This window comes from Novosphingobium sp. (assembly GCF_020852455.1).
Classification (GTDB): Bacteria; Pseudomonadota; Alphaproteobacteria; order Sphingomonadales; family Sphingomonadaceae; genus Novosphingobium.
Window position 1 is genome coordinate 74,814 of record NZ_JADZAT010000015.1, and the last position, 13,587, is coordinate 88,400.

Consider the following 13,587-nt stretch of genomic DNA (forward strand, 5'->3'; position numbering starts at 1 on the left):
CCCGCTGTTTGGTGAAACGAACCCTGAAGTGCGTTCAGGGCGGCGATGAAGGGTAACGTCCTGTCCGAGCTTCCGATCCACGCGGTCCTGCCAGACCTGCTCGACGCCCTGCGCGTGGGCAGTTCGGCGGTGCTGATCGCGCCGCCGGGGGCGGGCAAGACCACAGCGGTCGCGCCGGCCTTGCTGGGCGAGCCGTGGTGCAGCGGGCAGGTGATCGTACTCAGCCCGCGCCGGGTTGCGGCGCGCGCCGCGGCCGAGCGGATGGCCGAGCTGCTGGGCGAAAGCGCGGGTGAAACCGTCGGCTATCTCACCCGGCTCGACAGCAAGCGCGGTCCCAAAACCCGCGTACTGGTGATGACCGAGGCGATCTTTGTTGCGACGATCCTGAACGACCCGGAACTGGCAGGTGTGTCCGCCGTGCTGTTCGACGAGGCGCATGAACGTCACCTCGACAGCGACCTGGGGCTGGCGCTGGCGATCGAGAGCCAGGCGGTACTGCGCGAGGACCTGCGGCTGGTGGTGATGAGCGCGACGATCGACGGCACGCGCTTTGCCGGGATGCTCCACGATGCGCCCGTGGTTGAAAGCGCGGGCAAGGCATACCCGCTGGCGATCAAATGGCTGGGCGCGCGGCCCGAACAGCGGATCGAGGAGGCGATGACCTCTGCCGTGCTGACCGCCTGGCGCGAGGAGCAGGGCGATGTGCTGGCCTTCCTGCCCGGCGTGGGCGAGATCGAGCGCACCCGCGAGCGGCTGGCCGAAAAGCTGCCCTCGGCTTTGGTCCTGCCGCTGCATGGCCAGTGCGAACCTGCAGCGCAGCGCGCTGCGATCAAGCGCGATTCCGCGGGCCGGCGGCGGATCGTGCTGGCAACCGCGATTGCCGAAACCTCGCTCACGCTCGATGGCGTATCGGTGGTGGTCGATGCCGGGCTGTCGCGCCGGGCCGAATTCGACAAGGCGGCGGGGGTGACCCGGCTGGTCACGCACCGCGCCTCGCAGGCCGCCGCCGCCCAGCGCGCCGGCCGCGCGGCGCGGCAGGGGCCGGGGGTGGCCTACCGGTTGTGGGAAGAGGCCAGCCATGCCGGGCGTGCAGCATTTGATCCGCCCGAAATGCTCACCAGCGACCTCGCCCCCTTGCTGCTCAGCCTGGCGCAATGGGGCGCGGCAGAGCCTGCAGCATTGCCCTGGCTCGATCCACCGCCAGCTGCTGCGTTGGCTGCGGCAACGGCGGCATTACAAGCACTTACCGCACTTGATGCTGCAGGGAAGATCACACAGCATGGCCGCAACATGGCGCGCCTGCCGATGGAGCCGGCGCTGGCGCACATGCTGCTTTATGCTGCGCAGCATGGTGCGGCACAGGATGCAGCAAAACTGGCGCTGCTGCTGCAGGAACGCGGGCTGGGTGGTCGCGGCGAAGACCTGGCGCAGCGCTTTGACCGGTGGGAGCGGGATGGCTCAAGCCGGGCCGCGGCCTCGCGCAAGCTGGCCGAGCGCTGGGCGGGCCTGGCGCAGCGGCTGGTCAAGCCTGAAGCCGGCGATGCACCGCCGCTGGGTGTGCTGCTGGCCGAAGCCCATCCCGACAATCTTGCCCGCCGCCGCGATCCTTCGGGTGAGGTCTGGCTGACCGCCGGGGGCAGGGGGCTGCGGCTCGATCCGGCCAGCTCGCTGGCCCGCGCCGAATGGCTGGCGGTGGGTGAGGCGCAGGGTGAGGCCAAGGGCGCGCGGATCACCGGGGCAATCGCGCTTGACGAGGCCGAAGTGACCCGCTGGCTGGCGCACCGGATCGAGCGCCGCTCGACCCTGCGCTGGGTGGCGACGGACAACCGCGTGGAGGCGCTGCTCGAAAGCCGGATCGGCGCGGTCACGCTGGCGCGCGGTCCCGATCCTGCGCCCGATCCCGCTGCGATCCGCGCCTTCCTGGTGGACCGGCTGCGCAGCGACGGGCTTGACCTGTTGCCGCTGTCGAAGGCCAGCCAGGCGCTGCTGCGCCGGGCACGCTATGCCGGGATCGCGGCGCTTGGCGATGAAGCGCTGCGCGATGAACTCGATGACTGGCTCGGCCCGCTGCTGGGGCGGCGGCTTGACCAGCTCGATCCGGGGCAGCTTCACGAAGCGCTGCGCTCGCGGCTCGACTACCCGGCGCAGCAGGCGCTGGAACGGCTGGCCCCGGCGCAGTTCGCCTCGCCGGCAGGGACCAGCCATGCGATTGATTATGACGATCCGGGCGGGCCATCCGTGGAACTGCGGGTGCAGGCGCTGTTCGGGCTGGATGCCCAGCCCACCTTCGGCAAGCCGCCGCAGCCGCTGCTGCTCAAGCTGACCGATCCGGGCGGCAAACCGTTACAGACCACGCGCGATCTGCCCGGGTTCTGGCGCGGATCGTGGAGGGACGTCCAGCGCGACATGAAGGGCCGCTATCCCAAACACCGCTGGCCCGACGAGCCCTGGGCCGAGGTAGCGAGCCTGAAGACCAAGAACGCGTTTAACCGGACTTGATTTCCGGCCCGATTCGACGCACTGCGCCTGCATGTCAGCACGCATCTATCAGCGCCCGAAGAACGCCATGCAGTCCGGCAAGGCCCGGCTTGGCGAATGGATCCTCGATTTCGTGCCCGCCGAAGCGCGCCAGGCCGATCCGCTGATGGGCTGGACCGGCTCGGGCGATACCCAGGCGCAGGTGCAGCTGAAGTTCCCCAGCCTCGAAGCCGCGCAGGCCTATGCCGCCAAGCACGGGATCGCCGCCGAAGTGCACAGCGTCCCGCCGCGCCGGCTCAAGCTCCAGGCCTACGCCGATAATTTTCGGTAATATCCGGCTCACGCCGGTGCGGACAGGCATGCGCCTGTCCTTGCAACACCAGCCCGCTCCCCCGGCCCGACCACCCGCAACAGGATACCCTATGGGTGGTCGGGCCGGGGGAGCGGGCTGGTGTTGCAAGCTGATCGCGGAGGCGATCAGCGCACTGCTGCAAGCTTAAGGAAATCGGAGCGGGTCCCGCGATCCGCCTGGGTCGCGCATTAGGCGCCCGCAGTACCCGCTCCGTGACCATTCCGGAGGGAAATGGCCGTTTCGACTGCCCCCATTGAGCATGTCGAAGCCCCGAATACTGCGATTCGTCACCCCGGACTTGCGCAAACGCGACAGCGCCGCCATATGCGCCGCCGGGAGTCGGTCGGACGTTTGCGCTCGCCAACCTGGTCAGGTCCGGAAGGAAGCAGCCACAACGGGTTGCGGCGGGTCGGCCGGCTCCTTCGGAAGTGCTGTGGATTGTCCCATGCCGGGCTGCAAATCCCGGCCTTCTGCGATTCCGACTTCAACCCGATTGTCCTGAGCCTGTCGAAGGATGCGCGCCGGTTCTCGAATTCCGGAATTTTCGCTCCGGCCTGAGCCAATCCACAGCACTTCCGGCTGAAACCCCTTCGACTTTCGTCGCGCCAACGCCTAACCTGCGTCGCAATGTCCGATTCCCCTGAAATGTACGGCGACGAGCCTGAAGACGAAGCGCCTTCCGCAGCCGAACTTGAGGCTGCGGGGCAGGAATCGATGTTCGGGGCACCCGCACCTGCAGCCGCGCCCGCACCCGCGCCTACTCCGGCTGCGCCGTCCGCTCCGGCGCAGCCGTATCGCGTGCTGGCGCGCAAGTATCGGCCGCAGACTTTCTCCGAACTGCTCGGCCAGGACGCGATGGTCCAGACGCTGGGCAATGCGATCAAGCGGGACCGGCTGGCCCATGCCTTCCTGATGACCGGGGTGCGCGGGGTGGGCAAGACCTCCACCGCGCGGCTGATCGCCAAGGCGCTCAACTGCATCGGACCCGATGGCCAGGGCGGCCCAACGATCGACCCGTGCGGCCAGTGCGAACCCTGCCAGGCGATTGCCGAAGGCCGCCATATCGACGTGATCGAGATGGACGCCGCCAGCCACACCGGCGTGGACGACGTGCGCGAGATCATCGAGGCGGTGCGCTATGCCGCGGTTTCCGCCCGCTACAAGATCTACATCATCGACGAAGTCCACATGCTCAGCCGCAATGCCTTCAACGCGCTGCTCAAGACGCTGGAAGAGCCGCCGCCGCATGTGAAATTCCTGTTCGCGACCACCGAGGTCGACAAGCTGCCAGTCACCGTGCTGTCACGCTGCCAGCGGTTCGACCTGCGCCGCATCCAGGCCCCGCTGCTGGCTGAACATTTCGCCAATATCTGCGCTAAGGAAGGCGTCGAGGCCGAAGGCGAGGCGCTGGCGATGGTTGCTGCCGCGGCCGAAGGCTCGGTCCGCGATGGCCTGTCGATCCTGGATCAGGCAATCGCCCATGCCGATCTGGGCGGGCAGGGCAATGTTTCGGCCGAACAGGTTCGCGACATGCTGGGCCTGGCTGACAAGTCGGCGCAGCGCCGCCTGTTCGCCGCCTTGCTGGGCGGGCAGGGGGCAGACCTGCTCGACATGGTAGATCAGCAATTTGCATTGGGCGTGGAACCGCTGGCGCTGATGCGCTCGGCGCTGGAGCTGACCCACCGGGTGACGGTGGCCCAGCTGGGCAAGGGCAGCGCCGATGCGATGTCCAATGAAGAGCGCGAGGCGATCGAGCAGTGGGCCGGGGCGCTTTCGCCGGGTCAGCTGCATCGGCTGTGGCAATTGCTGCTCAAGGGCCATGACGAGGTGCGCGCCGCGCCCGATCCGCTGGTGGCGGCCAAGATGGCGCTGCTGCGGGTCCAGCACGCCAGTGACCTGCCCGATCCCGGAACGCTGGCCAAAAAGCTGGAAGAAATGGTCGCCAGCGGGGCGATTGCCGCGCCGTCTGGTTCCGCGTCGGCCAGCGGCCCAGTCGCACAGGCCGCGCCCGCCGGGGCGGTGGCCTGGGCCGAACTGGTCGAACAGGTCAGGCATTCGGGCCAGTTGCGGCTGGCCCAGGTGATGCACGACTGGATCCGGATCGCCGATCTCAGGCCGGGTGAGCTGACCTATGCCCTGGTCCCGGGCTATCCCGACGATCCCAGCGCCGAACTGCGCGACGCGTTGCTGCGCGCCACGGGCGAACGCTGGCAGGTCAGCCGGATCGAAGGCGATGCCCAGCCGGCCTTACGTGAAGCCGCCGAGGCCCAGCGCGATGCCGCCCGTGCCGAGATGCTGGCCGATCCGATGGTCGAAGCCGCCTTTGCCGCCTTTCCCAAGGCCGAACTGATTGACGAAAGCCCCGATGCGCGCGTCGCCGGGGGCAGCAAGTGGAGACATTGAAGTGAAGTCGATGGAAGAGATGCTCCAGGCCGCGCAGCAGGCCGCCGAGACCATCCAGAAGCAGATGACCGAAATGCAGGGCAAGCTCGACGAGATCGAGGTTGAGGGCCTGGCCGGCGGCGGGCTGGTCAAGATCCGCTGCAGCGCCAAGGGCCGCGTGCTGGGCGTCGCGATCGACGACAGCCTGCTGGTCCCGGCCGACAAGGGCATCCTCGAAGACCTGATCGCCGCCGCTTTCAACGACGCACGCGCCAAGGCCGATGCCGTTTCGGGCGCGGAAATGGGCAAGATGCAGGCCGGCATGGGCCTGCCGCCGGGCTTCAAGCTGCCCGGGATGTAGGCTGCCCGACCGGGCGCATCGCCGGTTGATCGAATTGCGCTCACACCCGGATAAGCGGGGGAGCACCATCGGACGGGTCGCAATCAGGGGAGAGTTTCCTATGCGTTTTGCCGTTCTGTCGCTTGCCGCCGTGTTGCTGGCTTCCAGTGCGCACACCCAGGTTCCCAAGGACCAGCTGGCCACCCCGCCGGCCGATGCCACGCATTTCGTGATCGAATCGACCGGCGGCAAGCACGGCGACGAATGGGTCTGGCAATTGCCCGATGGCACCCGCATGGCCCGTTTCAGCATGAACCTGCGCGGTCAGGTGTGGGAATTCGACTATGCCGGCAAGCCCGGCGCCGATGGCATGCCCGTCAGCATGACGATCCGGGGTGTCACGCCCCAGGGCGATGCTGCCGAAACCTTTGAACTGACCACCACCGGTGCCCAGTGGCAAAGCCCGGTGGACAAGGGCGGGGCTGCTGGCGGGGCGGGCCGGTTCTATGTGGCCTACGGCGGTCCGATGGACGCCAATGGCTGGCTGATCGAACGGCTGGTGGCCGCGCCCGGCAACCGGCTGGCGCTGCTGCCCGGGGGGGAAGCGCGCGCCGAAAAGCTTACCACGATGCAGGTCGGTTCGGGCGCCAGCGCCAAGACCGTTACGCTGTGGCAGGTCTTCGGGCTCAACAACACGCCGACGCCGATCTGGACCGATGCCCAGGGCAAGTTCTTTGCCATGACCAACGGCATGGCCTGGCTGCCCGAAGCCTATGCTGGCGAGCAAAAGCGCATGGAGGAGGTGCAGACCGCCGAACTGGGCAAGCAGGCGCCGCTACTTTACAAGAAGCTGGTCAACCTGCCCAAGGGGCCGGTTGCCTTCACCCACGTCAAGCTGTTCGATGCCGATGGCAAGCGGTTCCTGAACGACCAGACCGTGGTGGTAACCGGCAAGACGATCAGCGCGGTTGGCCCGGCGGCCAGGGTCCGCGTGCCCAAGGGCGCGCGGGTGTTCGATGGCAAGGGCAAGACGCTGGTTCCAGGGCTGTGGGACAACCACATGCACGTGGGCGATGATTACACCGGCCCGCAGGAGCTTTCGCTGGGCGTCACTTCGGTGCGCGATCCCGGCAATGATGATGTCAAGACGATCGACCGGCGCAAGCGCGCGGCGGCCGGGCAGCTGCTGATGCCGCACGTCTATTCCAGTTCCCTGATCGACGGGAAGGGCAAGTACACCGCCCAGGTCGCCAATGTCGCCGCGAGCGAGGCCGAAGCGATCGAGCGGGTGCGCGAAGCCAAGGCCAAGGGCATGAAGGGCGTCAAGTTCTATGGCACCTTCGATTACCATTGGCTGCCTGCGGCGATTGCCGAGGCGCATAAGCTGGGGCTGCATGTCCACGGGCATATCCCGCATGGCATCCGGCCCAGCGTGGCGGTGGGGCACGGCTATGACGAGATTACCCACATCAACTGGATCGTGATGGAAGGCGTACCCGAAAGCGTGCTGCCCGAAAGCAACGGGATCGCGCGGTTCGAAGGGCCGGGCCGTTATGCCAAGGATATGGATCTGCGCAGCCCGGCGATGTCAGGGCTTATCGGCACCATGGCCCGCAAGGGGATCTATTCCGATCCCACCATGGTCGCCTTCGAAGGGCTCTATGTTCCCGAGAACGGTGACATTTCACCGTCCTATGCGGCCTTCATGGGCACCCTGCCGCCCAGCACCGAACGCGCGATGCGATCGGGCGGTTTCGCGGTTCCGGCCGGGCTGACCCGTGCCGACTATCGCGCCAGCTGGGCCAAGATGGTCGAACTGCTGGGGATCATGCACAAGGCCGGGGTGCCGATTGTCAGCGGAACTGACGGTTTCGGGATCGAGCTGGTGCACGAGCTGGAAATCTATCTCCAGGCCGGCTTCACCCCGGCCGAGGCGCTGGCCGCCGCCACCATCGTCCCGGCGCGGCTGGTTGGCAAGGACAAGCAGACCGGATCGATCCGGGTCGGCAAGGCGGCCGACCTGGTGCTGGTCGAAGGCGATCCGGAAAAGCGGATGGGCGACCTGCGCCAGACCCGCTGGGTGATGATGGACGGCAAGCTGCTCAACGCCGATGAACTGCGCGCGGCAGCAGGTTTTTCGGGGCGGCCCAAGCCCTGACAGTTCTATAGATCCTCCCCGTTTTTGGCGAATGCCACAAACGGGGAGGTGGATCGTCCGAAGGACGAGACGGAGGGGGAATGGCGCAAGGGCAGAGGCCCCTCCGTCATTTGCTGCACCATTGGTGCAGTTTATCCTGAGCGCGGCTGCTAAGCCGCAAGCCGAAGGGCAAATGCCACCTCCCCATTTGCGCTTTGCGAAAATGGAGAGGATCGAGCAATCCTTCTATCGCGCCGGCAGGATCAGCACGCCGCCCTTAATCACCCCGTCAACGCTTTCCAGTTCGCGGACATTGGCCAGCGGATCGCCGTCCACGGCCACGAGATCGGCAAACCGCCCGACCGCGATCGTGCCGACCTGACCTTCCCAGCCCAGCGCCTGGGCGGCGTTGAGCGTGGCCGCGCGGATCGCTTCGAGCGGGGTCATGCCGTACTGGACCATCACCGCAAACTGGCGGCCGATCAGCCCGTGCGGCATCACGCCGGCATCCGAAGCAAAGACCATCCGCACCCCGGCCTTGTGGGCCTTGCGGAAATTGTCGCGCTGCAGCTGGCCGATCTCGCGATCCTTGCGCAGGTTGTCTTCCAGCACGCCGTTCTTCTTGCCTTCGGCCTGGGTGTAATCGGTGTTGTAGATGTCCATCGCGAACCACACCGGGCGCGGGCGCTGGACGGCCATGCGGATACCCTCGTCATCGACCAGGCTGGCATGTTCGATCGTGTCGATCCCGCTCTGGATCGCGGCCCGGATCCCGGCGGCGCCGTGGGCATGGGCGGCAACGCGCAGACCCCACATATGCGCTTCATCGGCGATCGCGGTCAGTTCGGGCACGGTCAGCTGTTGCTGGCCAGGCTCGGTATTGTGCGAGAAGACCCCACCGGTGGCGCAGACCTTGATCACCATCGACCCATACTTGCGCTGGCGGCGGACCTGGTGGCGCAGCTCGTCCGGGGTGTCGCCGATGCCTTCTTCCTTGCCGGGGCGTTCCATGCTGGGCGGCAGGCCGGTTTCATCGCAGTGGCCGCCGGTCGCGCCCAGGGCATAGCCGGCCGGCACCACGCGCGGGCCGATCACATAGCCGCCCTCGATCGCCTGGCGCAGCCCGATATCGTTGCGATCGCCCGAGCCGACATTGCGCACCGTGGTGAACCCCGCGTCGAGCAACGCCCGGCCATTGGGAACCGCGGTCATCGCAAAGAAGCTGTCGGTATATTCCAGCCCCTTCCACCCGCCGATGTCGGCCGGTCCGTCCAGATGGACATGCATGTCGATCAGCCCGGGCAGCAGTGTCTTGCCGCCCATGTCGATATGTTTGACGTTCGCCCCCCAGCGCACGGTGCGGGCATCGGCGATCCCGGTGATCTTGCCGTCCGCGCCAACGAAGATTGCCGGATACTCAACATATTTGCCACTGGCGACATCAAGGTACCGGGCAGCGGTAATCACGGTCTGCTGCGGTTCGGCTTCAGCCGCGGACAGGGCGGTCAGCCCTGAAAGGCCGAACACCGCGGCGCTGGCCGCCAGGGCAATCTTGAAGCTGCGCATGGACCCGAATCCCTCCTGCATTTCCTGTCGGAGGCCAGTCTGCGCGGGGCAATGCCGCTTGGCAACCGGCTGTCCTTCCACAGCCACAGCCGTCATGGCCATTGCACAGCCGCCATGCCGACCCCATATCCGCGGCAAAGGCGGGATTCACCCCGCAGGAACGGATTTGCAATGAAACTACTCCCGCTGCTCCCCTTGCGCGACATCGTCGTGTTTCCGGGCATGGTGGTCCCGCTGTTCGTGGGGCGTGAAAAATCGGTCGCGGCGCTGGAAGCGGCGATGACCACCGAGGGTGAGAAAGACATCTTCCTGCTCGCCCAGCTTGATCCCGGCTGCGACGATCCGGTTGAGGATGACCTGTACGATATCGGCGTGGTCGCCACGGTGCTCCAGCTGCTCAAGTTGCCCGATGGCACCGTGCGCGTGCTGGTCGAGGCGCGCCAGCGCGCCAGCCTGGAATCGCTGCGGCTGGAACAGACCGCCAATGGCGAGATGGTGGTGGCCCAGGTCGAACCGCTTGAAGCGGTCAGCGTTTCGGGCAGCGAAGTTTCGGCGATGATGCGCCAGGTGGTCGAAACCTTCGAGGAATACGCCAAGCTCAACAAGAAGCTGCCGCAGGAAGCCGGTGAGAACCTGGCCGAGATCACCGAAGCCGCGCTGCTTGCGGATGCGGTGTCGGCGCATGTCCAGGCCAAGGTGGCCGACAAGCAGGCGCTGCTCAGCCAGCCCGATCCGCTCAAGCGGCTGGAAATGGTCCATTCGATCATGGAAGGCGAGCTGGGCGTGCTGCAGGTTGAGCGCCGGATCCGCGGGCGCGTGAAGCGCCAGATGGAAAAGACCCAGCGCGAATATTACCTCAACGAACAGCTCAAGGCGATCCAGAGCGAGCTGGGCGGGGGCGATGGCGAGGAAGCCAACGAGATCCAGGAGCTGCAGGACAAGATCGACAAGCTCAAGCTGTCGAAGGAAGCCCGCGTCAAGGCCAATACCGAGCTGAAGAAGCTCAAGACCATGCAGCCGATGAGCGCGGAAGCCACCGTGATCCGCAATTACCTCGACGTGCTGCTGGGCCTGCCGTGGGGCAAGAAGAGCAAGCTCAAGAAAGATATCGCCGCGGCGCAGGCCGTGCTCGATGCCGATCACTATGCGCTCGACAAGGTCAAGGACCGGATCGTCGAGTACCTGGCAGTGCAAGCCCGCACCAACAAGCTAAAGGGGCCGATCCTGTGCCTCGTCGGCCCGCCGGGCGTGGGCAAGACCAGCCTGGGCAAGTCGATCGCCAAGGCGACCGGGCGCGAATTCATCCGCCAGTCGCTGGGCGGGGTGCGCGACGAAGCCGAAATCCGCGGCCACCGCCGCACCTATATCGGCTCGCTGCCGGGCAAGATCGTCTCGAACCTCAAGAAGGCCGGGACCAGCAACCCGCTGTTCCTGCTGGATGAGATCGATAAGCTGGGCCAGGATTTCCGCGGCGATCCGGCCTCGGCGCTGCTCGAAGTGCTCGATCCCGAACAGAACGCCAAGTTCCAGGATCACTATCTGGAACTGGATTACGACCTGTCGGACGTGATGTTCGTCTGCACGGCGAACAGCCTCAACCTGCCGCAGCCGCTGCTTGACCGGATGGAGATCATCCGCCTCGAAGGTTACACCGAGGACGAAAAGGTCGAGATTGCCGAACGGCATCTGGTCGAAAAGCAGGTTAAGGCCCACGGCCTCAAGAAGGGTGAGTTCACGCTCACCACCGAAGGGCTGCGCGCGCTGATCCAGTACTACACCCGCGAAGCCGGGGTCCGCACGCTGGAGCGCGAGATTGCCAAGCTTGCCCGCAAGAGCCTGCGCCAGATCCTGGAAGGCAAGGCCAAGTCGGTCATGATCACGCCGGACAACCTTGGCGACTTTGCCGGGGTGCAGAAGTTCAAGCACGGCATGGGCGAGGAAGAGAACCAGGTTGGCGCGGTCACCGGTCTCGCCTGGACTTCGGTCGGCGGCGAACTGCTGACGATCGAAAGCGTTACCGTACCCGGCAAGGGCGGGATCAAGACCACTGGCAAGCTGGGCGAGGTGATGAATGAATCGGTCCAGGCCGCTTTCAGCTTCGTCAAGGCGCGCTCACCGGCCTATGGGATCAAGCCCAGCCTCATCGGGCGCAAGGATGTCCACATCCATTTGCCCGAAGGCGCGGTGCCCAAGGATGGACCCAGCGCCGGGATCGGCATGGTCACTTCGATCGTTTCGACGCTGACCGGTATTGCAGTGCGCAAGGACGTGGCGATGACCGGCGAGGTTACGCTGCGCGGGCGGGTGCTGGCGATCGGCGGGCTCAAGGAAAAGCTGCTGGCCGCGCTGCGCGGCGGGATCACCACCGTGCTGATCCCCGAGGACAACCGCAAGGACCTCGCGGAAATTCCCCAGAATGTCATCGAAGGGCTGGAAATCATTCCGGTTTCCCATGTCGATGAAGTGCTGGCGCGGGCCCTGGTCGAACCCTTGGTTCCGATCGAGTGGAGCGAGGAAGACGACCTGGCCAGCCAGCCCGCCACCGGCGCGGGCGGGGCGACCGGGACCGGCGCCACCGCGCACTGATTGCCGTAGCGTCAAGGCGAATCATTCAGCCAGCGGGCGCGTGCTGCATTGCGGCACGCGCCTTGCTGCGTTGCACTTGCCGCCAGGTCGAACCGGAACGGCGGAAAAACGTGGATAATCTGCGATGAATCGCGGCTTTTGGCTTTGACAGGCCCTGGAAAAATCGCTCAATTCGCCGCCATCTTTGAGGCGAATCACAAAGTTTCCAACATCAAGAAAGGTAGGGGGTTCCCACATGAACAAGAACGATCTGATCAGCGCAGTCGCCGACGCCAGCGGCCTCACCAAGAGCGATGCGACCAAAGCTGTCGAAGGCGTGTTTGACGCCATCAGCGGCGCGCTCAAGAAGGGCGACGAAGTTCGCCTCGTCGGCTTCGGCACCTTCTCGGTTGCCAAGCGCAAGGCTTCGACCGGCCGCAACCCGCGCACCGGCGAACCGATGAAGATCAAGGCTTCGTCGCAGCCGAAGTTCAAGGCCGGCAAGGGCCTGAAGGACGCCGTCAACTAAGACTGACCCCCAGGCCGCACGCCTCGCGGCCGGGTCGCAAAACAGCCGCGCCACCTTCGGGTCGGCGCGGCTTTTTGTTTGCCTGCTTATAACGCGGGTAGGGCGCTTAGCCCTTCGCCACCGTCGGCTTGCTCGCGAACGAGACCACTCTCGAGAAGAACCACGACAGCGCCAGCGCAATGGCCACGGCCAGCGCGGCCACCGCGCCGCTGTTGCTGCCGGCCAGTTCCTTGGTCCAGACCAGCACGGTCAGGTGAACACAGTAGAGCGGCAGCGAGAAGTTGCCGAGCCATTCGAGCGGCGCTTTCAGGCTTTGCGGCGGGCGGCACATCGCGGTCAGCCACATCATCACCGGCAGGAACAGCATCACGAAGGCAAGATCGCCCCAGACCTTGCCCAGCGGCAGGTAGGGAACAGCGGCGATACCGGCCACCGGCAGCACCAGCGCCAGCTGCCAGGGCAGCGACGGGGTGCGCAGCCCGCCCTTGTAGAGCCGCCCGATCCACACCCCCAGCACATAGGAGAAGCCCACACGGGGCAGCGCCCACCACCAGGTCTTGGCGGTCGGCGCATTGACGCCCATGGTGTCCGATCCGTGGAGCTGCACGGTGTAGACCAGCCAGCCGCCCATCACGGCGGCCAGCAGGCCCATCGCCCAGGTCGGCACCTTCTTCAGCGCGAGGGCGTGGAGGAAATTGGCCAGCAGTTCATAGAACAGCGTCCACTGCGGTCCGTTGTAGCGATAGAACGGCCCCGCGCCGGTCAGGCTGGGGATCATCGCCAGGTCCAGCGCCAGCCACCACAGCAGCGTCAGGGGATCGGCCATCCCGATATAGAAGGCCCGCACCACCGCAACGCCCGCGCCCACCGCGACCAGCGGCCACAGCCGCTTGAACCGCGCCCAGGTGAACTCGATCGGGCCGATCCCCGACAGCAGCTTCTTTTCGGTCGAAACCGCCAGGACGAAGCCCGAAAGCAGGAAGAACAGGTCAACGAACAGGTAGCCGCGCTGGAACGGCCCGCCGATCCCGTAAACGATGTCGAGGTGGTAGAAGACAATCATGAAGGCGGCCACGCCGCGCAGCCCGTCAAGCTGGAACATCCGCGCCGGATGCGCCGTGATGCCTGCTTCGCTCATGCCAACCCCCTGTCCTTTGCCGCCTTACAACAGCTTGTGCGAACAAGATCAACCGCGTCCACTGGACGTTAAGCATGGCTGGGCTTATATGCGCCCCACA

The 13,587-nt window shown here is 66.0% G+C and carries 9 protein-coding genes and 1 other RNA gene; 8 read left to right on the forward strand and 2 right to left on the reverse strand.

Annotated elements, in window-relative coordinates:
* Window positions 1-45: 45 nt before the first annotated feature.
* The 6 genes from hrpB to IT549_RS07985 all read left to right on the forward strand — a co-directional run bounded on the left by hrpB (window position 46) and on the right by IT549_RS07985 (window position 7,710).
* Window positions 46-2,499 carry an ATP-dependent helicase HrpB gene (gene hrpB, locus IT549_RS07960; protein WP_292971748.1) on the forward strand — a complete coding sequence of 818 codons (2,454 nt, stop codon included), beginning with the start codon at window positions 46-48 and terminating at the stop codon, window positions 2,497-2,499.
* A 31-nt stretch (window positions 2,500-2,530) separates the two neighbouring features.
* Window positions 2,531-2,809, forward strand: coding sequence for an ETC complex I subunit (locus tag IT549_RS07965; protein WP_292971750.1), 279 nt, complete (start codon window positions 2,531-2,533; stop codon window positions 2,807-2,809).
* Between the two features lie 353 nt (window positions 2,810-3,162).
* Window positions 3,163-3,257: signal recognition particle sRNA small type (gene ffs, locus IT549_RS07970), an RNA gene on the forward strand.
* Window positions 3,258-3,457: 200 nt separating this feature from the next.
* Window positions 3,458-5,233, forward strand: coding sequence for a DNA polymerase III subunit gamma/tau (locus tag IT549_RS07975; RefSeq protein ID WP_292971752.1), 1,776 nt, complete (start codon window positions 3,458-3,460; stop codon window positions 5,231-5,233).
* A gap of 1 nt (window position 5,234) precedes the next feature.
* Window positions 5,235-5,573, forward strand: coding sequence for a YbaB/EbfC family nucleoid-associated protein (locus IT549_RS07980; protein ID WP_292971754.1), 339 nt, complete (start codon window positions 5,235-5,237; stop codon window positions 5,571-5,573).
* A gap of 100 nt (window positions 5,574-5,673) precedes the next feature.
* Window positions 5,674-7,710 carry an amidohydrolase family protein gene (locus tag IT549_RS07985; protein WP_292971756.1) on the forward strand — a complete coding sequence of 679 codons (2,037 nt, stop codon included), beginning with the start codon at window positions 5,674-5,676 and terminating at the stop codon, window positions 7,708-7,710.
* A gap of 225 nt (window positions 7,711-7,935) precedes the next feature.
* Here the strand turns inward: IT549_RS07985 and IT549_RS07990 are convergent, their stop codons facing one another.
* Window positions 7,936-9,255, reverse strand: a complete 1,320-nt coding sequence (locus IT549_RS07990; protein ID WP_292971759.1) for an amidohydrolase family protein — start codon at window positions 9,253-9,255, stop codon at window positions 7,936-7,938.
* A gap of 171 nt (window positions 9,256-9,426) precedes the next feature.
* Here IT549_RS07990 and lon point away from each other — a divergent pair, with 171 nt between their 5' ends.
* Both lon and IT549_RS08000 read left to right on the forward strand, forming a co-directional pair.
* Complete coding sequence (gene lon, locus IT549_RS07995; protein ID WP_292971761.1) at window positions 9,427-11,841, forward strand: endopeptidase La; 2,415 nt, start codon at window positions 9,427-9,429, stop codon at window positions 11,839-11,841.
* A gap of 235 nt (window positions 11,842-12,076) precedes the next feature.
* Entirely contained in the window at window positions 12,077-12,349 is a 273-nt protein-coding gene (locus IT549_RS08000) for an HU family DNA-binding protein (RefSeq protein ID WP_292971763.1), read from the forward strand.
* A gap of 106 nt (window positions 12,350-12,455) precedes the next feature.
* Here the strand turns inward: IT549_RS08000 and IT549_RS08005 are convergent, their stop codons facing one another.
* On the reverse strand, window positions 12,456-13,487 hold the full coding sequence (locus tag IT549_RS08005; RefSeq protein WP_292971765.1) for an acyltransferase: 1,032 nt from the start codon (window positions 13,485-13,487) through the stop codon (window positions 12,456-12,458).
* Window positions 13,488-13,587: the final 100 nt, after the last annotated feature.

Coding starts and splice junctions, on each gene's coding strand:
- hrpB (WP_292971748.1), top strand. CDS start 46: ATGAAGGGTAACGTCCTGTCCGAGCTTCCGATCCACGCGGTCCTGCCA.
- IT549_RS07965 (WP_292971750.1), top strand. CDS start 2,531: ATGTCAGCACGCATCTATCAGCGCCCGAAGAACGCCATGCAGTCCGGC.
- IT549_RS07975 (WP_292971752.1), top strand. CDS start 3,458: ATGTCCGATTCCCCTGAAATGTACGGCGACGAGCCTGAAGACGAAGCG.
- IT549_RS07985 (WP_292971756.1), top strand. CDS start 5,674: ATGCGTTTTGCCGTTCTGTCGCTTGCCGCCGTGTTGCTGGCTTCCAGT.
- IT549_RS07990 (WP_292971759.1), bottom strand. CDS start 9,255: ATGCGCAGCTTCAAGATTGCCCTGGCGGCCAGCGCCGCGGTGTTCGGC.
- lon (WP_292971761.1), top strand. CDS start 9,427: ATGAAACTACTCCCGCTGCTCCCCTTGCGCGACATCGTCGTGTTTCCG.
- IT549_RS08000 (WP_292971763.1), top strand. CDS start 12,077: ATGAACAAGAACGATCTGATCAGCGCAGTCGCCGACGCCAGCGGCCTC.
- IT549_RS08005 (WP_292971765.1), bottom strand. CDS start 13,487: ATGAGCGAAGCAGGCATCACGGCGCATCCGGCGCGGATGTTCCAGCTT.